This is a genomic window from Providencia sp. JUb39 (assembly GCF_012272845.1).
GTDB classification, from domain to species: domain Bacteria; phylum Pseudomonadota; class Gammaproteobacteria; order Enterobacterales; family Enterobacteriaceae; genus Providencia; species Providencia lanzhouensis.
In genome coordinates this window covers 3,604,341-3,628,448 of the sequence record NZ_JAAWXD020000001.1, presented here as the reverse complement: position 1 = coordinate 3,628,448, position 24,108 = coordinate 3,604,341, and the positions used below count along the sequence as shown (strand labels likewise).

Sequence of the window (24,108 nt, the reverse complement as noted above, 5' to 3'; positions counted from 1 at the left end):
TTGTGGTTACATTGCTGAGAGTTGGCGTGTTCTCATTGTGTCGGTTCCGCCATCGTCTTCCATGAGCTGCCAATGAATGTCGTTTGCGACATGGCTGGCATCAAGGGGCCACTGCGCCTCCCCAAAGGGAGGGATCATGCGTGAGGAACTTAAATTCAGGGCGTTTTTCCCCACCGACAGTGACGCTAACGTGACATAAAAGGGCGTCGGGTTTTTCAGGGTTAGCGTATTTTTTGTGCGCTGAAATTGCAGCTGTTCGGCGATATTGTCGAGATGATGTTCCGGTAATCCCGCGGGGCGATAAAACAGCTTCAGATTGTTTTGTACCGCCAGGATCATTTGCGCGCCTTCAGCCGCCTCTTTTGACTGGGCGGGGATGGCAGTCAATGATAACTGCGCAATCGACTCTTTATCTTGCGCGAGTAAATGATGCTTTTGAAGAATACGCAATGTGAGCGTTTCGCCCGGTTCGAAGCGCTGTAACGGCGGTAAGGCAATAAATGCCGTCAGGTTTTCATCCACGGTTTCGGTATTCTCGTTCGCCGTTTTGCTTGATGAATTCCCTTCCCACGGCAAGAGGCGCGCCTGTAATAAATACGGTATCGCCGTATTATTGGTGATAGTGTACGTCACCCCGTTTTTGGCATCATGGGGGTAAATCACACGGGTTGAATGCAGTGTCAGCCCATTAATTTGGTCTTGGATGTTATTTGCCAACACAGGTTGGGTAAAAAGTGCCGCCAATAGGGCAACTCCACTCATCAGGCGATACAACACAGGTTTTATCATCTTCAATAACTTAATGTTTTTCATCGCGAATATCTCCTGATTGAATCTTCCCCTGATACGCGGTGCTCATATCCCCATAATCGGTAATCACTCTCCACTCTGCGTGTGTGGCACCGCCGTTGACGGGGTACGTTTGGGTGGAGAAGGGCGCAATCATAGGGCCCAGCTCTCGTACATCAATGGGGTGCTGATCCACACTCAATTGCGCCAACGTGATGTAATACGGCGTTGAGTTACGGACTTCAAGCTGTTGACCTTGCTGGCGAAAAACCAGTTGGCTTGAGGCGGTTTCGACGCTCATGGGGAACCCTTTCGGGCGATAAAACAGCTTGATAACGTTGCGGATCCCCACCGAAACTTGCGCACTGGTCATCTCACCTTCGGGGGCACTCGCTTTTGTGGTGGAAGGGATCGCTAATAAGCTTAAATAAAACACGGATTCTCGGTCTGTCGGCAGCTCCGCGGTACCATTACGTACAATAAGCAGTGTGCTTTGGCTCTCTTTTTCTAAGCGAGACATCGGTGGTGTCACAATAAACGGGGGCGCGGGTTTGTGGGCATTCCCCTCTGGCGTATTGAGGACGTCAGCTTTGATTAAGTAAACCTGCGAACTGCTGTTTTTGATGGCAAGTTTTGTATTTGGATTGGCAGCATCAAAGACGACACGAGTTTGGGCCAAGCGTAAACCGCCTTCAGTAGCGGAAGCCAAGGCTGAAAAAACACCCCATATCAATACAATAATAAGCGTGTGAGAGTAAGAAAAACGATTCGAAAACATGCTGATTACCCAATTAGTCATATACGAAGCTAAACGTGACGGTTGCGATAAGTTCACCGTTTTGCAAATTGTCACTGGCCGTGCAGGTGCCGCAGGCCAGCACGGCAGTAAAATCAAGCGAGCTGTTTAATCTTGCGACATCGCTGGTTCCATCCGATGGCCATGTCTTGATGGTGATCACCTCATTGCCGGGTTTTGCGGTATTGTCATTGGCATTAAAAAGCGTATTTCCGGGGGTGGATAGCCTGACGCCATAGCCTTTTGCGGTGCTGGATGCATCGGCATACAGCGGTTCATTGTTATCCGCGGTGAACGTGTTCCCTTTGACCGCAATTCTGGGTGTTAAAAAATAGCCCTGGCACCCTGAGAGGGTTAACGTGAATCCGCTACGTTGCGGACTTTTCAGAATTTCATCGTAGGGCAGTGGTGCGCCATTGTTATACGTGACGGTACTTGGCACCGTCACATCGCAGCTACCGCCATAAAAAAAAGCGGAAAATGAGAGGGTGGTTGAGGCACTGCCTGCCTGTAATTCACTGGCTGGTAATAGCAACCCTACAATCACGCTGAAGAAAGACAGTTTTCGTATCATTGTTATTAACAGCCTTCAAAATCAGTGATAGATAAAATTAAACGTTAGTGAGGCGGTTAACTCGCCACCTTGTAAGCCATCGGCGGTACAGGTTCCACAACTGACGGTTGCTTTCAGGGGAATTTTTCCATCCAATGTGCTGGCAAAGGTTTTACCCCAGTTTGTGGTGGTGAGTGCCTTAATTTCTTTATCCGTTGCCAGGTTGTCACTTTGATTAAAATTACTGTTACCGTCTGTGGATAATAAAATGCCATAGCCTGTACTGGTGCTGCCGGGACTCACAAACAGCGCTTCACCGGAGGCATTATCGGTATCTCCTTGGATGGTTATCGAGGGGGTTAACCCGTAACCTTTACAGCCCAGAATGGTGAGATCAAAGGTTTCGCTGATATCACTGGTGGTGGTGATATCTTCAGCAGGAATAAGATCCCCGTTACGGATCGAAACCGTCGGGGGGGCGGTAATTTGGCAGCCACCACCGACAATGCTGGCACTGATTTTGGTGGAGGCTGTGGTAGCCGCCATCGCGGATTGCCCCAGACTTGCCGCATACAATGCGGTGGGAATGAACAGGGAATAGAGTGACTTTTGAGTCAGTGTCATGATGATTTCCTATTTTTAGGTCTTACTGAAAAATAAGGTTAAACGTCAATGAGGCTGAGAATTCACCGGGGATGGCTTCCCCATCCACGGGCCCCACTAAACCCACGAGAAAAGTCTCTTCCGTTTGGTGATGGTTCTCTTTGGTCAGTGGTGTTAAGGCAATCTGTTCACCGCGTTTAAAGGCTTTGCTTGTGTCATAAAAATCACTCAGGGAGAGCGGCGTGCCATCACTGAGGCGTAACATAAACCCTGTGCTATTTGGGGTTCCATCCAAGAAAATTGAGCTTTCGTTATAGGGGGTATTTCCCTGTAACGTAATTTTTGGGGTGAGATTTCCCGTTTTATCCACACAGATAAATTGCGCTTTCAAGGGCTTAATTTGATGCGTGGTCACTGCGCCTTGAAAATCGGATGTGCGCATTGGTGTAAATTGCAATGAGTTAGGAATGCGAATTTCGCACCCAACATCATCGGTAATGAGCGCTCTAATCTCGGTATTTTCGGCCAGTGCCATGTGCCATCCGTTAAGTAACACGGCGAAAAAAAACATGCATAATTTATTGAATTTGCGCATGAAACTCGTCCTTTCCGCCATAGTCATTAATGGCTTTCCATTCAACCGAGCCTTGTCGTTGAACATGGGAATAGGTGATGCTGCTAAACGGCGCAATCATGTTATTTCCCTTTTTGGTACTCAGAGAAACGGGCTTATTGGCAATTTTTACGCTGTCTAAGGTGATGTAGTACGGGGACGGATTGGACACTTGAACCCCATTATTTACACTCGAAAATTTCAGTGATTTCATCGCTTGTGGCTGGGTCATGCCTAACTGATTCGGGCGATAAAACAGCTTAATGATGTTTCCCGTCGACACTTGTACGGCACCATCAATATGATTTTGTGGGGTATTTAGCCCTTTTTCGCTGGTCGGCATGGCGACGGTACGAAAATAAAAAACAGATTCTTTATCTTGTGGGAGCGCCACATTTTTTTTCATTATGCGGACTTGATTCGTGGAACCAGACTCTAATCGGAATAACGAAGGCGTCACTACAAAGGGAGTTTCACCATTGTCGCCATAGGGGGTTCTCAAAATCTGTGCTTTGACCAAATAAGGCGTAAGTGATTGGCTAGAGCTAGTGATACCCACACTTTTTCCGGTGGCGTTATCACTTTCTGAAAAAATAATTCGAGTGGTGTCGATAGCGATCCCGGCTATCGATGAACCTGATAGCAATAGCAAGCCACCGCAGATCCCTTGCATAAATCGGTTATTTCGCATTTGTCTATCCTCATAGTTTTCGTGGCAGAATATAGGTAAGACGGAGCCCGCCTTACCTCCATTGACTGAGTTAATTAAATCGAATTAGTCAACGATATAAGCCACTAAGATTGGTGCACTGTAGGAATCTGCTTTCGGAGTGGTCGTGGTTGTTGCCATACCAACTTTGAATGTGTATTGGGCTGCTGTTTCACCTGCGCCAATTTCAACTTTTGTACCACTACCGTTGGTGATGCGCTTGTTGGCTTCATCTTCAATCATAAAACCAACAGTTTGTGAGTCTGTCGCTACAAAGATGTCCTGTTGGTTGTTGCCTACAGAAGTGATCCCTTGAATGATTAAGTTACCTTCCTCACCCTCAGCACAACCCACTAAAGTCACTGGCATATCAACGGTTGTAGAGGACATTGCATTGACAGCGGCAAAGTCTGAATCTGCTTCACCCACAGACGTTTTTAAAACACCTACGTTTAAGACTGATTTACCGCCATTGATGGTGACATCACAGGTTGTGTTGGTCAGGATCCCTTGCAGAGTGACTTCTGCAGAAGGTGCTGCCATTGCGTTCAGGCTTAAAGCTGACAGGCTCATAAATAAAGCAGTAGAAAGTGCCGTTGTTTTAAATGACATAATTAGTATTCCTATTTGTCCAAAGTTAAATAATTAAATTGATTGGTATAAAGGTCGTATTCCATGACTTATTTCGTTATAGATATATATGTATGATGCCGATATTATCTATTTACCTAGGCTAAATTTAGGTTGAATCAGTTATAAACATTCAATTTAAAGTTTCGCTAATTTCCTTTATTCCATTCCTTAGATATAAAGGGGATATTCTCTTATTTAAAAAAAGAGAACATTACCTTTATTCTGAGTCTCGATTTATTATTCATTTATTTATAATAAATAAGCATGAAAAGTCGGGCGCCATATGAATAGAATGGCGCTCCCTGAATTTATTAGAGGATTTGATTTCTCTATATTCAATAGATTAATTTTTCACATGCATTTAATGTTTAAGTATAAATAACTATTAAGACTTTTAGGTTAAAGTTCTCAGCTGTGCTGAAGTCATTTAACTGTTTAATATAATTATCATTAATACGATAAATAGAACGTTTAAAGGTGTTTCTATTTATAGGGTTATGTTCTTATTGGTAAAACGCCATTAAATTAGTGGAATATTACAATAATAAAAATAATTCTTTATTGTTAAGATATAATTAATTAAATATGTTGAGAAAATATATTCCTACTTTATAAATGAACTACTTAATAATGAGATATCTTTACTGCCAACACCGTTTAGTTTAAATTTCATTATGGAAACTCGAATAACAGCTCTATCCAAAAAGTCCTGAATAGGCATTTTTAGTACATTTAAAACCTGTACTAGCATATCTATCGTAATATTGCAGATACCTCGTTCATAACGAGAAACTTGCTGTTGGGAGATATTCAATAGATTCGCTAAATCTTTTCCACTTAGTGAGCGACGTTTTCGTAATAAATAAATCTCATAACCCACTGCTTTTGTATAAATAGTTATACCCTTCTTGGGCGAAGGGGTATTACCGTCTGTTTCTTTCATTGTATGCATTCCTTCCAAACAGCATCACTTAATAAAAATCGTATTTAGGTGAATACGAAGGATTGATGAAAACGTTGTGTGAGGAAACTATTTCACTGCGTTTTCTTCTAACTAATTTACGTGACGTTTTTTATAAAATCAAATAATGCAACTATAGTGAAATAGTCGAAAATTTTAAATTAAACTCATATAGTGAGTAATATAAAGTAATGAAGCTAGCGTTAGGTGGTGATAAGGGGAGTAGGCTCTTTGAGAGCATCTTTATTAAATAGTGATATAATCTTGTTTGATTCATTATTGGCATATAATAAAGAATATAATTCTGATTTTTACATTTATTAACAACTGGTCACTAAATTGTGACGCATCAATCCTTTCTTGCGCTCAAAATCATCTTTTTTTATCTATTAATTGTTATTTTTCATTGTGTTATGTGATTTGTTTTTAACGTTTTATTTAATTTTAAATATGACAAACTGTTTCAGTTTGTTTAAATGAAAAGAATTGTTCTATTTTGAATCGGTCTATTTACTTAGTTATAAGTACTTAAATTTAAGCGTGATTAGGTCGTTTTTTCTGTAATAGAATACAGCCAGTTTAATTATTATCTATTTTAGATATTCTAAATGGGTGGGAGATTTAGTGCAGATATAAAAAAACCGTGACTAGAAAGCCACGGTTTCTCTGTTCCTAAGTCATTGCATTGATGACTACAGGATCATACCGCCGAACAGGAAGCCGAAGGTAACGGCCAGTGCCACAGCGATGGTACCCGGAATAAAGAATGGGTGGTTAAAGACGAATTTACCGATGCGAGTTGTACCGGTGTCATCCATTTGTACTGCCGCAACCAGAGTTGGGTAAGTAGGCAGGATGAACAGACCAGATACGGCTGAGAATGAAGCGATAGCGGTTAATGGGCTAACGTTCAGTGCCAGAGCCATCGGCATCAGAGCTTTCGCTGTTGCTGCTTGAGAGTACAGAAGTGCAGAACAGAAGAAGAAGATAACCGCTAACATCCATGAGTGTTCGTGGATTAAGTCACCCGCAGTTTCTTTGATCCAATCAATGTTGTGCTGTACGAAAGTATCACCTAACCATGCAACACCTAAGATACAGATACATGCGCTCATACCGGCTTTGAAGGTACTAGAGTTCAGGATTGCATCAGTGTTTACACGGCACAGTACAGTGATTAACGTAGCCACAGTCAGCATGATAATCAGGATAGCGTTAGTGGTATTCATCAGTGGGGTTGCCACAATGCCTAAGCTTGGGCTGTTGATGATTGCGTAGCAAACTACACCAACAACGCCGAGTAAGAACAGCAGAACAGACGCTTTAGCACCTGGTTTGATCTCTTTAACTTGGCTACCGCGCAGTTCAACTAAGCCTTCAGCTAAACGTTTTTGGTAGATTGGGTCATCAGACAGTTTAGAGTTAAATGTCCAAGAGATAATGAAAGACATCAGGATGATAGCTAAGAACGTTGCTGGTAATAAAATACCTAACAGCGTGATATAGCTAACGGTGTTACCAGCGCCAACCATTGCTGGGTTTTCCATGACAGATGCCATGTAAACAACCGCCGCAGAAATTGGAGATGCTGTGATACCAATCTGAGCTGCAACAACCGCCGTAGACAGTGGGCGACATGGTTTCACGCCTTGTTCTTTCGCCACTTCTGCGATAACTGGCAGAGTTGCTAATGAGATATTACCTGTACCTGCGAACAGAGTCAGGAAATAGGTCACGATAGGGGCAAGGATAGTGATGTATTTTGGATTGCGACGCAGTAGTTTTTCTGTTTGAGCAACCAAGTAATCCAAACCACCCGCAATTTGCATTGCAGAGATGGCGGCAATAACTGCCATGATGATAGAGATTACGTCAAAAGGAATGGTTCCCGGTTTCACGCCAATTGCAGCGAGTACCAGAACACCAAGGCCACCGGCAAAACCGATACCTATCCCTCCAAGACGGGCCCCTAAAAAAATGGCCAGCAGAACAATGACAAATTCTACGGCTAACATAGTGTTTACTCCTCGACAAAAATGAAAATTATGAAACTGTTATGTTAATTATTTGTGTGTGCATTCATGAAAAAAGGCACGCTATCCGGTGGAAAGTCGTGCCCTTATTCTTAAGAATTATTTATGCTAAACATAAATAATTAGTCGTCAAATCTTTTTGCTTTATATGCTGGATGTTTTAGGTTCTCAACAGAGAAGATATCATCCAGTTGCGCTTCGGTCAGCAGTCCGCGTTCTAGGACAACTTCACGTACGCTCTTACCTGTTTCTGCACAGATTTTACCCACGATATCACCGTTGTGGTGACCGATGAATGGGTTCAGATAAGTTACGATACCGATAGAGTTGAATACAAACGCTTCGCAGATTTCTTTGTTAACAGTGATGCCGTTAACGCATTTTTCTACTAAGTTGCGGCATGCATTGCTCATCAGAGAAATGGATTCGAACATCGCTTGACCGATTGCTGGTTCCATTACGTTTAATTGTAATTGACCTGCTTCAGCAGCCATCGTTACACAGATGTCGTTACCCATAACTTTGAAGCATGCTTGGTTAACAACTTCAGGAATTACTGGGTTAACTTTTGCTGGCATGATAGAAGAACCTGCTTGTAATTCTGGCAGATTAATTTCTTTCAATCCTGCGCGAGGACCAGAGGAAAGTAAACGTAAGTCGTTACAGATTTTAGACAGTTTAACTGCTAAACGTTTCAGGCTAGCGTGAACAGTGATGTAAGCACCACAGTCAGAAGTTGCTTCGATTAGGTCTTCTGATGGTACGCATGCTAAACCTGTTACTTCTGCTAATTTTTTAACAGCCAGTTCTTGGTAACCAGGGGCTGTGTTCAGGCCAGTACCGATAGCAGTTGCACCTAAGTTAACTTCGAGCAGTAAATCGATGCTACGTTTCAGATTTTTTTCTTCTTCTTTAAGAAGAGTTGCGAAAGCATGGAATTCCTGACCAACAGTCATTGGTACTGCGTCTTGTAATTGAGTACGACCCATTTTCAGGATGTCTTTGTACTCTTCTGCTTTGCTTTCAAAACCTTTTTTCAGGTAAGTAACAGAATCGATTAATTTCAGAACAGAGTTATAAACCGCGATACGGAAACCGGTAGGGTATGCATCGTTGGTAGATTGGCTTTTGTTCAGATGGTCATTTGGGTTTAAGAATTCATATTCACCTTTTTTATGACCCATCAGTTCAAGACCGATGTTTGCCAGAACTTCGTTGGTATTCATGTTCAGTGATGTGCCCGCACCACCTTGGAATACGTCAACTGGGAACTGATCCATGCATTTGCCTTCATTCAAAACAACGTCACACGCTTTGATGATGGTATCTGCGATATTACGAGGAATAGTGTGCAGTTCTTTGTTAGCTAGTGCGGCTGCTTTTTTTACCATTACCATGCCGCGAATAAATTCTGGGACATCGTTAATGGTGCGGTCGCTGATATAAAAGTTTTCAATCGCACGCAGAGTATGAACACCATAATAGGCATCAGCTGGAACTTCTTTTTTACCTAACAGGTCTTCTTCGATACGAGTATTGTTTGACATGAGAACCTTCTTAATTAGATTACAGTTACTGTCCGTTTATGCGCTTTTAAAAATATATCCTAAAACTAAACTTCTAGGTGATTACCACCTATTACTCCTTTATCAGTATTATGTTCTACTGACTTATGGGGTGATCATATGCCCTTTATCACCCCATACCTTGAACCTAGATCATTTTATGGATTGATTAGTGCAATAGAATTTATATTGTGTGATTTAAATCACAGATAAGCCTTGTTAATGATCTTAGTCCATGAGTTGAAAATCACGATCAGAGACCCAATTATTATGGCTATACTGATGAAAAAAGCGAATATGAATAGTAGTCTCTTAGAGATAGTTCACAAAGGTTTTCATTTAGCCCCGAAAAATGCAGTAGCTTATTGATATTAAGGAGTACTTGTGCGCTGGTTACCACTAATTCTGATATGTATTTTGGTGTATATAGAGTCGGTCATTTTTGTCCGAGTTGCGGCTGAAATTGGTGTGTTGATGACATTAATTTTAGTGGTGCTCACATCCTGTTTGGGGGTTTCACTTGTGAAGAACCAAGGGATGAAAAATGTCATGCAAATACAACAAAAATTAATGAGTGGTGAAAGTCCTGCCGCTGAAATGATTAAAAGTGTGGCGTTAGTGTTAGCAGGATTTTTACTTATTGTTCCTGGATTCTTTACGGACTTTATTGGACTACTTTTATTACTACCACCAGTACAAAAATTATTTGTGATGCGTTTAATCCCGCACATCAAGTTTTACCAACCTGGAAATGGTTTTCAGGGTGGTGGCTATCAAAATGGCAATACTTTTGAAGGCGAGTACCAACGCAAGCAAGATGACCCTTCTTATACTATTGATCGCGAAAGAACTATTGATGGTGAAAGCCATCGTGTTCCTGACGATAAATCTTCAGATTCCAACCAAGATAACCCGCCTAAACCTTAATTCCCTTTGAACTGTAGGGAGATAAATAATAAAAAAATTTATCTCCCACCCCTTGAAGTCTTAGTTATTCATCCCAATCTCCTGAAACATGGTACTGGTGAAGATCACCTTGGTATCGACCTTTTACCCGTATGGACTTTATTTGTAGGAGAACTATTAATGAAAATTCGTCCATTGCATGACCGTGTTATCGTTAAACGTAAAGAAATCGAATCTAAATCTGCTGGTGGTATCGTGTTAACTGGCAGTGCTGCGGGCAAATCAACTCGTGGTGAAGTTATCGCTGTGGGCCAAGGCCGCATCCTCGAAAATGGCGACGTTAAAGCGCTGGATGTGAAAGTTGGCGATATCGTAATTTTTAACGACGGTTATGGCGTAAAAGCTGAAAAAATCGACAACGAAGAAGTGTTAATCATGTCCGAAAGCGACATCTTAGCAATCGTTGAATAAGAATTTTCACTTAAAACTTTCATCAAACGAAAAGAATTTAAAGGAAAGAGATAATGGCAGCTAAAGACGTTAGATTTGGTAATGACGCTCGTACAAAAATGCTTCGTGGTGTCAATGTTCTTGCTGATGCAGTTAAAGTAACTTTAGGTCCTAAAGGCCGTAACGTTGTTTTAGACAAATCTTTTGGATCACCAGTTATCACTAAAGATGGTGTTTCTGTTGCTCGTGAAATCGAATTAGAAGATAAATTCGAAAACATGGGTGCACAAATGGTGAAAGAAGTTGCTTCTAAAGCTAACGATGCAGCGGGTGACGGTACAACAACCGCTACCGTTTTAGCTCAAGCAATTATCACCGAAGGTCTGAAAGCAGTTGCTGCGGGTATGAACCCAATGGATCTGAAACGTGGTATCGATAAAGCAGTAGTTGCTGCTGTTGAAGAACTGAAAACTCTGTCAGTTCCATGTTCAGATACTAAATCAATCGCACAGGTTGGTACTATTTCTGCAAACTCCGACGAAACTGTTGGTAAATTAATTGCAGAAGCAATGGAGAAAGTCGGTAAAGAAGGCGTTATCACCGTTGAAGAAGGTACTGGTCTGGAAGACGAATTAGACGTGGTTGAAGGTATGCAGTTTGACCGCGGTTATTTATCTCCTTACTTCATCAACAAACCAGAAACTGGCGTTGTTGAACTGGAAAACCCATTCATCCTGTTAGTCGACAAAAAAGTGTCTAACATTCGTGAATTACTGCCAGTATTAGAAGGCGTTGCTAAAGCGAATAAACCACTGCTGATCATCGCTGAAGATGTTGAAGGTGAAGCACTGGCTACATTAGTCGTGAATACCATGCGTGGTATCGTGAAAGTGGCTGCGGTTAAAGCACCTGGTTTCGGTGACCGCCGTAAAGCAATGCTGCAAGATATCGCTATCCTGACTAACGGTACTGTTATCTCTGAAGAGATCGGTATGGAGCTGGAAAAAGCAACGTTAGAAGATTTAGGTCAAGCTAAACGTATCGTTATCAACAAAGACACCACTATCATCATCGATGGTATCGGTGACGAAACTGCAATCGCAGGTCGTGTGACTCAAATCCGTCAACAAATCGAAGAGTCTTCTTCTGATTACGACCGTGAAAAACTGCAAGAACGCGTAGCGAAATTAGCTGGCGGTGTTGCGGTAATTAAAGTGGGTGCAGCAACTGAAGTTGAAATGAAAGAAAAACGCGCTCGTGTTGACGATGCTCTGCACGCAACTCGCGCAGCGGTTGAAGAAGGTGTTGTTGCTGGTGGTGGTACTGCGTTAGTTCGCGTTGCGGCTAAACTGGAAGCACTGAAAGGCGATAACGAAGAACAAAACGTAGGTATCCGTGTTGCTCTGCGTGCGATGGAAGCGCCAATGCGTCAAATCGTCACTAACGCAGGTGAAGAAGCTTCTGTTGTTGTTAACAACGTTAAAGCAGCAACTGGCAATGACGGTTACAACGCAGCAACAGATACTTATGGCGACATGATCGAAATGGGTATTCTGGATCCAACTAAAGTTACTCGTTCTGCTCTGCAATTCGCAGCATCAATCGCAGGTCTGATGATTACGACTGAAGCGATGATCACTGATATGCCAGCATCTGACGCTCCTGATTTAGGCGCAGCGGGTATGGGTGGCATGGGCGGAATGGGCGGCATGATGTAAGCCAACAGGCAAACATTGTGCGCCAGTAGCCATTAACTAGTAGCTACCAGCCAAAATAAGACCGGCACCATGAATTATCGAGTGGTGCCGGTTTTTTTTATAGGTAATCAAATTAATGCTTTCGTGCTTTGTATTTGTGAGGTTTATTACTTATTTTTGCGTTAAGGTAACTCATCGGGTTATATTTAACCCAAGGTAAAAAATAGTTTAAATAAGTAAAGAACATCACAAGCGTATTGATTGTTTTGTGATAAACTCTGAGCGATTGACAGTTTTTATCAAGCCTACTTGGATATCTAGTACGTTAATTTACTGTCATAAAACAGAATTTTGAGTGATTGGAGCTATAAAGGTTCAACAACCAGCTGCAAAAACACAATAAAAAATGAGGGAAAACATGCGAATTAAAGTCTTGCTTGGTGCTGCTGCATTACTAACTTTAGCAGGTTGTACATCAACCAATGATCTGACTGCGGCAGGCTCACAAGTTCGTTTTGTTGAAAATCAACCGGGAAGTGAATGCCAACTTCTTGGTCAAGTCACTGGAACTCAAAGCAACTGGTTGAGCGGCGTTAATAACGAATCTAGCTCCATGCGCGGCGCAGCAAATGATTTACGTAACAAAGCTGCAGCAATGGGTGGTAACGTGATTTTTGGTGCTTCAAGCCCAAGCGAAACTGTCCTATCTAGCTTTGTTCCTGTTGATAGCAAAATGGTTGGCCAAGTTTATAAGTGCCAATAATCATGTATCAATAAGACCCGCTTAATCAGTTAAGCGGGTTTTTTTATGCCTATTAGTTTTGATGTTTATTAACTCAGACTAGCTTTGGCGCAAGTTTAAATCGAGTAAGGTTTTGCTTGGCTCCCCGCCAATTTCTCTCGCTAACTTCGGCACTAAATACCCCGAGACCTGACTTAACAATTCACGAATTAATTGTCGAGCTTCAATATCACTCACTAAGAAGTGTGCAGCGCCTTGGACTTTATCGAGCACATGCAAGTAATACGGTAAAATTCCTGCATCAAATAGGGCATTGCTCAGGTTTGCCAAAGCAGTGACATTGTCATTAACTTGGCGGAGTAATACGCTTTGGTTGAGCAATGTGACGCCTGCACGTTTTAATTTCTGCATCGCTTTCGTAAATTCATCATCAATCTCGTTAGCGTGGTTAACGTGGCTCACCATAATGACCTGCAAACGTGACTGAGATAAACGCTGGCAAAGGGTATCTGTAATTCTTTCTGGAATTACCACTGGCAAGCGAGAATGAATTCGCAAGCGAGTAATATGTGGAATTTCCTCAAGTTGGCTAATTAACCAGTCAAGTTCGTGGTCTTTTGCCATTAAAGGATCACCGCCAGAGAAGATGATTTCATTGAGTTCACTGTGGTTTTTTATATAATCCACAGCCATCAACCAGTTATTTTTATTTCCTTTGTTATCTTCATAAGGAAAATGCCGGCGAAAGCAGTATCGACAGTTCACTGCACAACCCCCTTTAACCAGCATTAATGCGCGGTTACGGTACTTGTGGAGTAAACTCGGGATCGCGTTATCCTGCTCTTCTAGTGGATCAGTAGAAAAACCTGGATGTATATCGAACTCTGCTTTTGCGGTTAATACCTGCAATAACAGAGGGTCTAGTGGATCACCTTTTTTCATTCGCGAAATAAAAGGACGCGGAACACGTAAAGGAAATAACTTACGTGCTTCATGACCTTCTCGCGATGGTTGATGGTCTTCTAAGTTTAGTAATTGCAGCAATTCATCCGGATTAGTGACTGCTTCGGCAAGTTGTTGTATCCAGACTTCTCTGGATGAGGTATTTTGAGTTATAATATCGACCATTTTTTGGCTATGCCATTTTTAGTTTATAAATAGAGGATCTCCATGGCTACTTATAGTACCAATGAATTCCGCTCAGGTCTTAAAATCATGTTAGATGGTGAGCCGTGTGCAATTCTTGAAAGTGAATTCGTTAAACCGGGTAAAGGTCAAGCGTTCGCACGCGTTCGTCTGCGTAAACTGATTTCTAACAAACTGTTGGAAAAAACTTTTAAATCTACTGATTCTGTTGAAGGCGCAGATGTCATGGATATGAACTTAACTTACCTGTACAACGACGGTGAGTTCTGGCACTTCATGAACAACGAAACTTTCGAACAACTGGCAGCAGATGCGAAAGCTATCGGTGACAACGAAAAATGGCTGATCGACCAAGCTGATTGTATCTTAACGCTGTGGAACGGTCGTCCAATCGCGGTAACTCCGCCGAACTTCGTTGAATTAGAAGTTGTCGAAACAGATCCAGGTCTGAAAGGTGACACAGCAGGTACTGGTGGTAAGCCAGCAACGTTAAGCACTGGTGCAGTGGTTAAAGTTCCTCTGTTTGTTCAGATCGGCGAAGTGATCAAAGTTGACACTCGTTCAGGCGAATACGTTTCACGCGTGAAATAATCGTCGACAGATCAAGCCAGCCATTATAGTGAGTGGCGAAGTGAGATCAAGAAGAGCCGAATGCAGTTTCGTACTGTATTCGGCTTTTTTATTTGCGGTGCTCAATAAGAGCAATGATTAACAACATTTAAACCCGCCTTTACCCTTACCACCGTAGCGAGCATCCTGCCGTTCTTTGAAAAACTCTTCATAAGTCATCGGCGTTTGGTCTGGATGGGTACGCTGCATGTGAGCGACGTAGTTGTCGTAGTCGGGGACGCCGACCATCATTTTGGCGGCTTGGCCTAAGTAACGGGCCGCTTTCCCTAAGTTTCCAAACATTTTTTTCTCCTTCATATTTCGCGCTACAGCGTTGTTGTCTGCTCTCGGCTACCCTAGTCACATAGTTATCTATGCTCCTAGGGATATCCTCGTTTGTCGCCTAGCTGTAACTCGAACTATTTTGGAGAAAGAGAGTGAGTTTTGAAAAATATTTAAATACAGACTTAAAACAAACACATATTCAAAACAAAACTGCTCAGCTCTCAATCTCCGGTGTATTAATGATGGCGGGTGTTTGCCACAATCTCTTCGTAGTTGGCTGGCATTGGCTCGTAAGGAACTTCGTTGGCGGTTGGTTCCTTAGATTTCAGTGCTTTCAATGCGGTACGGATAGAGAATAGGGCGAGAACGACAACCACAATCATAAAGAAAATCGTTAAGCCAGCATCTAAACGGTTATTGAAAACCAACTGAGTCAACTGAGATTCTGTATATTGCGGCGGCAAGTTGCCGCTATCTAACATCGCTTGGAACTTATTCGCGACCGCTAAGAAACCAACGCGGGCATCTTCACTGAAGGTTTTTTCCCAGCCTGCGGTCATCGTACACACCAATAACCATGCTGTTGGTAATAGAGCGACCCATGCGTAGGCTTGGCGCTTCATCTTGAACAGAACGACCGCACATAACATCAGCGCCATACCTGCCAGCATCTGGTTAGCGATACCGAACAGCGGCCATAAGGTGTTAATACCACCGAGTGGGTCAACGACGCCTTGATGCAAGAAATAACCCCAAGCCAGCACACACAATGCAGTGGCGATCAGGTTAGCGGGTAGGGAATCCGTTCTTTTCAATGATGGTGAAACCACACCCAGTAAATCTTGCAGCATAAAGCGCGCCGCTCGGGTTCCGGCATCCACCGCCGTCAGGATAAACAGTGCTTCAAACAGAATAGCGAAGTGGTACCAGAATGCCACATTCATCAACCCGCCTAGTGCGCCATGAAGAATATACGCCATACCGACTGCCAGTGTTGGAGCGCCCCCTGCACGGGAAATAATGCTGGTTTCACCGACTTCGTTGGCAATTTGCGTTAATTGTTCAGGGGTAATTTGGAAGCCCCAACCGCTGACAACTTGCGCCGCGGAAGCCACAACATCCGTCGTTCCTGCTGGTGCTAACATCGCCATTGGGCTGTTCATCGCGAAATAAACGCCTGGGTCAATCACACAAGCTGCGACTAACGCCATGATTGCCACGAATGACTCCATCAACATCCCGCCATAACCGATAAAACAAGCTTGGTTTTCATTGGCGAGCATTTTCGGCGTGGTACCGGAAGAGATTAAGGCGTGGAAGCCAGAAACGGCACCGCAAGCGATAGTAATAAATAAGAATGGGAATAAATCCCCAGCCCACACAGGACCAGTTCCATCAATATATTTAGTTAATGACGGCATTTGTAGATTGGGATTTAAAATCAAAATACCAATCGCCAAACCGATAATTGTCCCAATTTTCAAGAAAGTAGAAAGATAATCACGAGGGGCTAATAACAGCCAAACTGGTAGAACCGCAGCCACAAAACCATAGCCAACCAGCATCCATGTTAACTGTACGCCAGTGTAGTCAAAGTAAGGTGCCCATGTTTCACTCTCTGCGACCCAGCCGCCTGAAATAATCGCAAAAACTAAGAAAATCAGACCAATAACTGAAACTTCACCAATACGACCTGGGCGAATATAACGGGTATAAATCCCCATGAAAATAGCCAGTGGGATGGTGAAGGCAACGGTATAAGTTCCCCATGGGCTGTGTGTTAACGCTTTCACGACAATCATCGCGAGCACAGCAAGGATGATCACCATGATCATAAAGCAAGCAATCAACGCAATGACGCCCGCTGTATTGCCCATTTCTTCTTTAACGAGTTCACCCAAAGAGCGGCCATCACGGCGAGTGGAAACGAACAGCACCATAAAATCTTGTACAGCCCCTGCCAATACCACCCCTGCGAGCAACCACAGCATACCCGGTAAATAGCCCATTTGTGCAGCAAGTACAGGACCGACTAATGGACCTGCGCCAGCAATGGCGGCGAAGTGGTGACCAAATAACACTTTTTTGTCGGTTGGTACATAATCCAGACCATCGTTATGACGAATGGCTGGCGTCATACGTGTGGAGTCCACTTGCAGGACTTTTTTCGCAATAAACAGTCCATAGTAACGATATGCGATCAAATAAATACAGACCGCGGCGACCACGATCCACAGGGCGTTGATCTGTTCACCTCGATTTAATGCAATATAACCGAGCGAAAACGCGCCGAGCAGAGCGAGAACAATCCAAATCAATTGTTTACCCATAGCCTTTCCCCATCCATTTCGTTAACGAGCTTTATTAGTTATTTATGTAAGTAAAAACTCAAACAGATATAGCGAGAGTTGGGGGAAAGAAAAAGTAGCTAAATCGAGACACTTAATTGAAATTGTAGATAAATTCCAATATTGGAATTCGCATCACTAAAATTGAAGTTAATATTGGATTTTATCTTGTTTTGGTCTAGCGTTAATTCATTGATTGGTTTTATATCCTAATTAATATTTTAATTTTAGATTATAAATCCGCGTGGGTGTGTGGGGTTTTTACTGAAAATAATAAAACAGACAAAAAAATACCGGAAGAAAATTTCCGGTATTTGAATGCGTTGGCGGTTACTTTCGAATCACCTGAATAATTTTTTTACCAAACAATGTCGTGATTAGCCCTAACATAATCATAATTAATCCAGCAATTTGTATGCCGTTAATGTGCTCGCCAAGGAATAAAGCGCTGCTACTTAACCCAAAAACGGGCACCAATAAAGAGAATGGTGCGACGCGCCATGCCTCATAGCGTCCAAGCAGCACACCCCACAATCCATAACCTACAAAAGTGGAAAGGTAGGCAAGATACAAAATCACACCGAGTACAGACCAATCAAACCCTGCTAAGCCTTGTACAATGGCATCTTCGCCTTCGAAAATCCAAGAGCTTAATAAGAAAGGAATAATTGGGATTAGGGCGCTCCAACTGACCAAGGAAAGGGCACTGCATTTTTCTTCGCCTTGATGCTGCATAATGATACGGTTGGTGATATTACCGAACGCCCAAGATAGCCCCGCGACCAAAATAAAGATCAAGCCCAACAGAGGGATATCATCGATTCCGCCAGAGGTTGCACCATTAGCTAAAATCCCGAGACCCGCGATGGCGATAAACATACCGATAAAGTGGGTTGGCTGTAGGGATTCTTTAAGGATCACGGCACCGAGCAAGATAGTGAAGAAAGCTTGCGACTGTAAAATCACCGAGGCAATGCCTGCTGGCATGCCCACACGCAAGGCACAAAATAGAAACGCAAACTGTCCAAAGCTAATGGTTAGCCCGTAAATCAGTAAGAGCTTCAGCGGAATTTTGGGACGCTTGAATAGGAAAATGGCAGGGAAGGCCACAAACACAAAACGTAAGGCACCGAGGAGTAGTGGCGGTAAGGCGGTTACGCCAAGTTTGATGATCACAAAGTTGACACCCCAAATAATCACGACACACAGGGCAAGTAATATATCTTTGATACGCATGGTGTTTTCTCGGTACAGAATTGGCGGAGGATCTCTACTTTACCTGTGCTTTGGGATTTGTGCGACGATATTGCATGTCAGGACTCAAATTCAGCATGAATAGGATAAATATGGGTGTTAATTTAGTGTTAATTATTATTTTAAGTGACTTGAGTCTCTGAAATTGAACGTTTATAATACGGTTTCATTTCGCGTGTTCAGGACGACCTGAAATCATCACGTTTAAGTAATGGGGACGACCCCGAGAAGTTGACGGAGTACATCCACCATGGCTTGGATCATTTTATTATTCGCAGGTTTATTAGAAGTTGTTTGGGCAGTGGGTTTAAAGTATACCCATGGTTTTACGCGCCTAACCCCTAGCATTATCACTATCACCGCCATTATCGCCAGTATGGGCTTACTCGCTTATGCGATGCGTGATTTGCCTGCCGGAACCGCTTACGCGATTTGGACAGGAATTGGTGCAATTGGCACCGCAATTTTCGGGATTATTTTCCTTGGTGAATCCGCCAACATGTTCCGCTTATTGAGCCTTGGCTTGATTGTGATGGGGTTAATTGGGTTAAAACTTTCTAGTTAAGCTTCTGAGAATAAAAAACGGGTGAGTGATGGCTTACCCGTTTCATTTTAAATTACCTATCTAATGTGGCGAGTCAGCCACCAGAAAATAAGCGCAAAAGCACTCACACCGACCCCTAATAGACAAACACCATTCCAGCCCGCATGGGCATAAATCCACGTTGAACTGACCGCACCAAAACCACTCCCGACCGCATAAAACATCATATACAGCCCCACTAGGCGGCTATGGGCTTCAGGCTCTGAGCAATAAATCATACTTTGATTCGTCACATGTAACGATTGCCCGCCCACATCGAGCAAAATAATCCCAATGATCAACGCCCATAGTGAGCTATCCATAAACGCAATGGGTAACCAAGATAACGTTAATAATAGCAGAGCAATAAAACTGACTATTTGCCCGTATCCATAATCCGCTAAACGCCCAGTTCTTGAAGCAATCAACGCACCGACTACACCGACAAGACCAAGCGCACCAATCTGAGTGTGAGAAAAATAATGGGGTGCATCACTTAAAGGAATGACTAAGGCACTCCAGAAAATATTAAATGTGGCAAACATCAGTAATGCTAAGAAGCCTCGTACCTGTAAGACTTTTTGGCGTTTAAATAACGTTGCCATTGAGCGCAACAATGTTGAGTAATTCATGGCATTCTTTGGCGGATCAATCTGCGGTAGATATCGCCAAAGCGGGTAGGCAATAGTGAGCATCAGCAGTGCAGAAGAGAGATAAACACCACGCCAGCTGGTTAGGTCACTTATTGCACCAGAAAAGACTCTTGCAAGTAAAAGCCCAATAAATACGCCACCTTGTGCAGTACCGATCACGCGCCCTTGCTCATGAACACCTGCAGAACTCGCTGCGTAGGAAATCAATCCTTGTGTCATGGCGGTTCCGAGCATGCCAACCGCGAGCATTCCTATAAGTAGCATGGCGGGTGTTTCTGCTATCGCAACAATGAGTAAAGACAGAACAAGTGCGCTGAGCTGCCATCCCATCAAGTGGCGACGTTTCATTTTATCGCCCAGAGGAACTAACAATAACAGAGCGAGAATACTGCCAACTTGAGTGGCGGTGATAACGCCACCAATAGCGGCATCACTAATATGAAAGTCACGAGAAAGTGAATCTAGTAATGGTTGCGCATAGTAAACATTGGCGACACTTAATCCACTGGCAACTGCGAAGAGATAAACTAACCCTTTCGGTAATGAATTTTGAAGGCTATTTTGCTCAATAGCCGAATGGGGTAATGAAAGGGAATTTTTCATTTTGCACACTCATCTAGTTTTAATTTGAGATTGGTTTTAATTTGAAACTAGTTGAATGCTAGGTCACTTGGTTTTAAAATGCAACTAGATTTTTGGGGTATTAATTCTTTGATATTAAATAGAGGGGGAGTCATGTCGTCGAATACAGTAATGGAAGGATCCCCATGCCCTGTGGCTCGAAGCGTAAATTTAATTGGGGATCGCTGGTCGTTATTAATTGTGCGTGATGCTTTTGATGGCGTACGACGTTTCGGTGATTTTCAACGAAGTTTAGGGGTAGCGCGTAATATTCTGTCAGACAGATTACGTAAATTAGTCGATGCAAATATTCTCGAACTGAAGGATGCATCAGATGGCACTGCTTACCAAGAATATGTGTTAACCGAGGCGGGGGAAAGCCTTTTTCCTATCGTGGTTGCATTAAGACAATGGGGGGAAGTGAATCTATTTCGAGAGGGAGAACCACACTCTATTTTGATAGATAAACAGACTCAAAGCCCCATTCCGGGGATGTACCCGCTTTCACACGATGGAAAAACGTTATCGCCAAATGAGACTGAAGTGATCAAAATTAAGTCGTGAATCCCCACTGAGTCGTGGGGAACTCTACTGCAATTTATTGCGCCAAAAGACGTACAAAACGCCCATACAGCAATTCACCCAAATTGCTTTGGTTGTATTCATGGGTTGTGGCGAGGTTATCTACTGCCGCATGCATTGAATGATAGATCATCGTGGCGATAAGCTCTGGTGGTGCGGCATGCCAAGCTTGCTGCTGTTCACCAAGGGATAAAATCTGTTTAATTTGTTCAACGGCACGTTGTTCATGGCTGTTAGTGTGACCATGGTATTCGTCGTGAAAGAGCATGTCGTGCAGTGTCTGCTTTTCAACATAGTATTTAACGCTGTTTTCGCACCATGATTTTAACTGTGAAGACGCCGATTGATGCGGTGAAAGCGCATCTGCAATATGCCCTAAATACCAATCCATATAACGGGTGCGCAAGGCATCCATAATTTCGTTTTTTGATTCAAAATAATGATAAAACGTCCCTTTTGCCACATCCGCGACGGCCACAATTTCACTCACGGTTGTGGCGAGAAATCCTTTGGAAAGAAAGAGGTTTTCAGCGGCATTCATCAGGTCGTTCAAACGCTCTTCTGCTGGCTTGGTTCTTGGCTTTTTCGGTGGCGTTAACATAAATAGGGCTCTTATCGCGTTATTTTCATTGAAGACTTAATAACATTTTACGTCCGAAATACCGGAATGTCCTTTCAATATGTGGTGAGGGCGATAAAACAGTAAAAAACAGCTAATCAGAGCGAGATAAAGTAGCGTGCCAATCATCCAGACCCAGCCATCCCAAATACCGAGTGTTTGACCGAAAATAATGCTGAACATCAGCGGACCAATAATCCCTGTGGCATTAGTTAAGCTGACTAGCATTCCTTGCAGCTTACCCTGATTTTCTTGGCTAACTTGGGAAGACATTAACCCCTGCAAAGCTGGAAGGGCGATGCTGCCACCGGCCAGTAAAATCAATGTCGGGTAAATCATCCATCCTTGGGTGATAAATGCTAGCACCATAAATGCGCAGCCATCCGCAATAAAGCCCACAATGATGGTGACTTTTTCACTGAATCGTTTGGCGATGGTTCCTGCAATAAATGCCTGAAAAATGGCGTGCATCAAGCCCAACCCAGCAAGGGACATACCTACCTCAATACTACTCCACTGAAAGCGGCTTTCGGTAAACAGAACCCACGTTGTTGCTGGAATTTGTCCAATCAACTGTGCGGTAAAAAACGCCGAAAGTAGCAGCAAAATAGGTTTAGCAACCTGCATAAATGAGAGACTGTTTTGTGGCGCATCTACATGATTTTCGGATTCTACGTTTTTCTTTGGCTCTTTAAACAGAACGAAAACCATGAGGAAAGTGAACGCGTTCAATATCGCCGCAATAATAAACGGCAAATGTGCGGAATAATTCCCCGCAAATCCGCCAATCACAGGGCCTGCAATCAAGCCAATACCAAACGCGCCGCCTAAGCGACCAAACCATGCGGTGCGCTCTTCCGGTTTTGTGGAATCGGCGATAACCGATGCAGCCACAGCCCCCGTTGCTCCGGTGATCCCTGAAATTAAGCGCCCTAAATAGAGCATCCAAAGTGTGCTAGAAAGCGCGAGTAAGGTGTAATCCATCGCGGCTCCGGCAAGGGAGAGTAGCAAAATCGGGCTGCGTCCCCATTTATCCGACCATTTTCCTAGCAGTGGCGCAAAGAAGACCTGCATCACGGCATACAGTGCCAGCAAGATCCCATAGTGGTTAGCGAGCTGCTCCAGCGTGACATATTCCCGTAATAGTGTGGGTAAGACAGGCATGATCAGCCCAATTCCCATAGCATCGAGGGCGGTGATGACTAAAGCAATAACAGCGGTTTTGTTCATAATACATTTCCTCTATCAATGATAGAGTTGGAATGTATACCTATCAGTGATAGAGTGTCAACAGAAATGATGAGGAGAATTTAATGGCTCGATTAGACAGAGATACCATTATTAGCGCCGCCCTGGATTTGTTGAATGAAGTGGGCATGGAAGGGCTGACCACGCGTAAGCTCGCGCAAAAGTTGGGGGTTGAACAACCAACGTTATACTGGCATGTGAAAAATAAACGTGCGTTATTGGATGCGCTGGCGGTGGAAATGCTTGTTCGTCATCATGACCATGGATTACCGCGAGAAGGGGAAACATGGCAGCAGTTTCTACGCCATAACGCGATGAGTTTTCGCCGAGCGCTATTAAGCCATCGAGATGGTGCCAAAGTACATCTAGGCACTCGCCCAACACAAAGCCAATACACCACGATTGAAACCCAATTACAGTTTATGTTGGACAATGGTTTTTCGCTAAAAGCAGGATTGTATGCTTTGAGTGCAGTAGGGCATTTTACGCTAGGGGCGGTGCTGGAACAGCAAGAGCATGTAGCTGCTCAGCGGGATGTCGAGCCTAGTACCGATGAAAATGTGCCACCATTATTGAAAGATGCATTAGAAATTATGGATGGCGATGAAGGGGAATCGGCATTTTTATACGGTTTAACCGCGCTGATTTCAGGCTTGGAAAGCCATAAGTAATGCAAAAAAATACCCCATCATGCAGTGCATTGACGGGGTACTTGCTATCAATTTACTTAGTTAATCAACAATTACAGTGTGAATACACCGATGATTGCGATAACGCTAATGATTGCTGAGCTGCCGTAGAACACCCATTTTGTAGCTGGAACATGCACTTTAAAATCGTGCAGGGTGTGGTGAATACGGTGCATACCGCACCATACAGGCAGAATAATCATCAGTAATAAGAAAATGCGTCCAATAAAGCTTTGGCTAAATGCCATGATGCGCTCATAGCTCAGCATTTCTGGTGCGACACCTAATGGGATTAAAATACCCAGTAAAAGAATGATTGCAGGGCCAATAACGGCGCTCCACATACCACCTGCACCAAATAATCCCCAGAAAATCGGCTCATCGGAACGTTTAGGCGTTAGATTCATCAGATTCTCCTTCG

The 24,108-nt window shown here is 43.4% G+C and carries 26 protein-coding genes; 8 read left to right on the top strand and 18 right to left on the bottom strand.

The genetic code is table 11. The features are described from left to right. Nucleotides 1-6: 6 nt before the first annotated feature. From HFU86_RS16870 to aspA, 10 genes are all read right to left on the bottom strand, one after another. Complete coding sequence (locus HFU86_RS16870) at nt 7-813, bottom strand: fimbrial biogenesis chaperone (protein WP_187128557.1); 807 nt, start codon at nt 811-813, stop codon at nt 7-9. Then, entirely contained in the window at nt 800-1,468 is a 669-nt protein-coding gene (locus HFU86_RS16865; protein WP_255426001.1) for a fimbrial biogenesis chaperone, read from the bottom strand. The genes HFU86_RS16870 and HFU86_RS16865 overlap by 14 nt, the downstream gene beginning before the upstream one ends. Nucleotides 1,469-1,580: 112 nt before the next feature. Further along, nucleotides 1,581-2,159: a type 1 fimbrial protein gene (locus tag HFU86_RS20220; RefSeq protein ID WP_187129695.1), complete on the bottom strand. Its 579-nt coding sequence runs from the start codon at nt 2,157-2,159 to the stop codon at nt 1,581-1,583. A gap of 21 nt (nt 2,160-2,180) precedes the next feature. Next, nucleotides 2,181-2,762, bottom strand: a complete 582-nt coding sequence (locus HFU86_RS20215; protein WP_187129694.1) for a fimbrial-like protein — start codon at nt 2,760-2,762, stop codon at nt 2,181-2,183. A 22-nt stretch (nt 2,763-2,784) separates the two neighbouring features. Next, nucleotides 2,785-3,276, bottom strand: coding sequence for a fimbrial protein (locus HFU86_RS16850; RefSeq protein WP_255425918.1), 492 nt, complete (start codon nt 3,274-3,276; stop codon nt 2,785-2,787). Nucleotides 3,277-3,319: 43 nt separating this feature from the next. Further along, nucleotides 3,320-4,045 (bottom strand): fimbrial biogenesis chaperone, encoded by a 726-nt coding sequence (locus HFU86_RS16845; protein ID WP_187129693.1) that lies wholly within the window; start codon nt 4,043-4,045, stop codon nt 3,320-3,322. Between the two features lie 84 nt (nt 4,046-4,129). Beyond that, complete coding sequence (locus tag HFU86_RS16840; RefSeq protein ID WP_036983844.1) at nt 4,130-4,675, bottom strand: fimbrial protein; 546 nt, start codon at nt 4,673-4,675, stop codon at nt 4,130-4,132. A gap of 625 nt (nt 4,676-5,300) precedes the next feature. Further along, nucleotides 5,301-5,639: a helix-turn-helix domain-containing protein gene (locus HFU86_RS16835; protein ID WP_255426000.1), complete on the bottom strand. Its 339-nt coding sequence runs from the start codon at nt 5,637-5,639 to the stop codon at nt 5,301-5,303. A 710-nt stretch (nt 5,640-6,349) separates the two neighbouring features. Further along, the gene (locus HFU86_RS16830; protein WP_036955939.1) at nt 6,350-7,672 is read right to left on the bottom strand and encodes an anaerobic C4-dicarboxylate transporter; all 1,323 of its coding nucleotides are present in this window, start codon (nt 7,670-7,672) and stop codon (nt 6,350-6,352) included. 140 nt (nt 7,673-7,812) lie between these two features. Beyond that, nucleotides 7,813-9,237, bottom strand: coding sequence for an aspartate ammonia-lyase (gene aspA, locus HFU86_RS16825; protein ID WP_036955941.1), 1,425 nt, complete (start codon nt 9,235-9,237; stop codon nt 7,813-7,815). Nucleotides 9,238-9,639: 402 nt separating this feature from the next. Here aspA and HFU86_RS16820 point away from each other — a divergent pair, with 402 nt between their 5' ends. From HFU86_RS16820 to HFU86_RS16805, 4 genes are all read left to right on the top strand, one after another. After that, nucleotides 9,640-10,182 (top strand): FxsA family protein, encoded by a 543-nt coding sequence (locus tag HFU86_RS16820; protein ID WP_036955943.1) that lies wholly within the window; start codon nt 9,640-9,642, stop codon nt 10,180-10,182. A gap of 159 nt (nt 10,183-10,341) precedes the next feature. Then, nucleotides 10,342-10,632 (top strand): co-chaperone GroES, encoded by a 291-nt coding sequence (locus HFU86_RS16815; RefSeq protein WP_108478399.1) that lies wholly within the window; start codon nt 10,342-10,344, stop codon nt 10,630-10,632. A 53-nt stretch (nt 10,633-10,685) separates the two neighbouring features. Continuing rightward, the gene (gene groL, locus HFU86_RS16810; RefSeq protein WP_036955948.1) at nt 10,686-12,329 is read left to right on the top strand and encodes a chaperonin GroEL; all 1,644 of its coding nucleotides are present in this window, start codon (nt 10,686-10,688) and stop codon (nt 12,327-12,329) included. A 397-nt stretch (nt 12,330-12,726) separates the two neighbouring features. Next, nucleotides 12,727-13,071 (top strand): DUF4156 domain-containing protein, encoded by a 345-nt coding sequence (locus HFU86_RS16805; protein WP_036955950.1) that lies wholly within the window; start codon nt 12,727-12,729, stop codon nt 13,069-13,071. A gap of 78 nt (nt 13,072-13,149) precedes the next feature. Here HFU86_RS16805 and epmB read toward each other — a convergent pair whose 3' ends face one another. After that, nucleotides 13,150-14,178: an EF-P beta-lysylation protein EpmB gene (epmB, locus tag HFU86_RS16800; RefSeq protein WP_187129691.1), complete on the bottom strand. Its 1,029-nt coding sequence runs from the start codon at nt 14,176-14,178 to the stop codon at nt 13,150-13,152. A gap of 42 nt (nt 14,179-14,220) precedes the next feature. Here epmB and efp point away from each other — a divergent pair, with 42 nt between their 5' ends. Next, a complete protein-coding gene (efp, locus tag HFU86_RS16795; protein ID WP_006658996.1) occupies nt 14,221-14,787 on the top strand; it encodes an elongation factor P in 567 nt (188 codons plus the stop codon). 117 nt (nt 14,788-14,904) lie between these two features. Here efp and HFU86_RS16790 read toward each other — a convergent pair whose 3' ends face one another. The 3 genes from HFU86_RS16790 to HFU86_RS16780 all read right to left on the bottom strand — a co-directional run bounded on the left by HFU86_RS16790 (nt 14,905) and on the right by HFU86_RS16780 (nt 18,674). Then, on the bottom strand, nt 14,905-15,108 hold the full coding sequence (locus HFU86_RS16790; RefSeq protein WP_006658997.1) for a YbdD/YjiX family protein: 204 nt from the start codon (nt 15,106-15,108) through the stop codon (nt 14,905-14,907). A gap of 218 nt (nt 15,109-15,326) precedes the next feature. Continuing rightward, entirely contained in the window at nt 15,327-17,420 is a 2,094-nt protein-coding gene (gene cstA / locus HFU86_RS16785; protein WP_036955955.1) for a pyruvate/proton symporter CstA, read from the bottom strand. Nucleotides 17,421-17,768: 348 nt separating this feature from the next. Then, the gene (locus HFU86_RS16780; protein ID WP_187129690.1) at nt 17,769-18,674 is read right to left on the bottom strand and encodes an EamA family transporter; all 906 of its coding nucleotides are present in this window, start codon (nt 18,672-18,674) and stop codon (nt 17,769-17,771) included. 268 nt (nt 18,675-18,942) lie between these two features. Here HFU86_RS16780 and sugE point away from each other — a divergent pair, with 268 nt between their 5' ends. Further along, a complete protein-coding gene (gene sugE / locus HFU86_RS16775) occupies nt 18,943-19,257 on the top strand; it encodes a quaternary ammonium compound efflux SMR transporter SugE (protein ID WP_006659000.1) in 315 nt (104 codons plus the stop codon). Between the two features lie 56 nt (nt 19,258-19,313). Here sugE and HFU86_RS16770 read toward each other — a convergent pair whose 3' ends face one another. After that, nucleotides 19,314-20,531, bottom strand: coding sequence for an MFS transporter (locus tag HFU86_RS16770; protein ID WP_187129689.1), 1,218 nt, complete (start codon nt 20,529-20,531; stop codon nt 19,314-19,316). A gap of 132 nt (nt 20,532-20,663) precedes the next feature. Between HFU86_RS16770 and HFU86_RS16765 the strand changes: the two genes are divergently transcribed. Then, the gene (locus HFU86_RS16765; protein ID WP_187129688.1) at nt 20,664-21,113 is read left to right on the top strand and encodes a winged helix-turn-helix transcriptional regulator; all 450 of its coding nucleotides are present in this window, start codon (nt 20,664-20,666) and stop codon (nt 21,111-21,113) included. A 34-nt stretch (nt 21,114-21,147) separates the two neighbouring features. Here the strand turns inward: HFU86_RS16765 and HFU86_RS16760 are convergent, their stop codons facing one another. Both HFU86_RS16760 and tet read right to left on the bottom strand, forming a co-directional pair. Further along, on the bottom strand, nt 21,148-21,732 hold the full coding sequence (locus HFU86_RS16760; RefSeq protein WP_132496646.1) for a TetR/AcrR family transcriptional regulator: 585 nt from the start codon (nt 21,730-21,732) through the stop codon (nt 21,148-21,150). Between the two features lie 36 nt (nt 21,733-21,768). After that, nucleotides 21,769-22,980: a Tet(A)/Tet(B)/Tet(C) family tetracycline efflux MFS transporter gene (gene tet, locus HFU86_RS16755; RefSeq protein WP_132496645.1), complete on the bottom strand. Its 1,212-nt coding sequence runs from the start codon at nt 22,978-22,980 to the stop codon at nt 21,769-21,771. An 83-nt stretch (nt 22,981-23,063) separates the two neighbouring features. Here tet and tetR point away from each other — a divergent pair, with 83 nt between their 5' ends. Continuing rightward, on the top strand, nt 23,064-23,669 hold the full coding sequence (tetR, locus tag HFU86_RS16750) for a tetracycline resistance transcriptional repressor TetR (RefSeq protein ID WP_132496644.1): 606 nt from the start codon (nt 23,064-23,066) through the stop codon (nt 23,667-23,669). Between the two features lie 71 nt (nt 23,670-23,740). On the opposite strand, the gene frdD is transcribed toward tetR, so the two are convergent. Next, nucleotides 23,741-24,094: a fumarate reductase subunit FrdD gene (gene frdD / locus HFU86_RS16745; RefSeq protein WP_006659009.1), complete on the bottom strand. Its 354-nt coding sequence runs from the start codon at nt 24,092-24,094 to the stop codon at nt 23,741-23,743. Between the last annotated feature and the right edge of the window lie 14 nt (nt 24,095-24,108).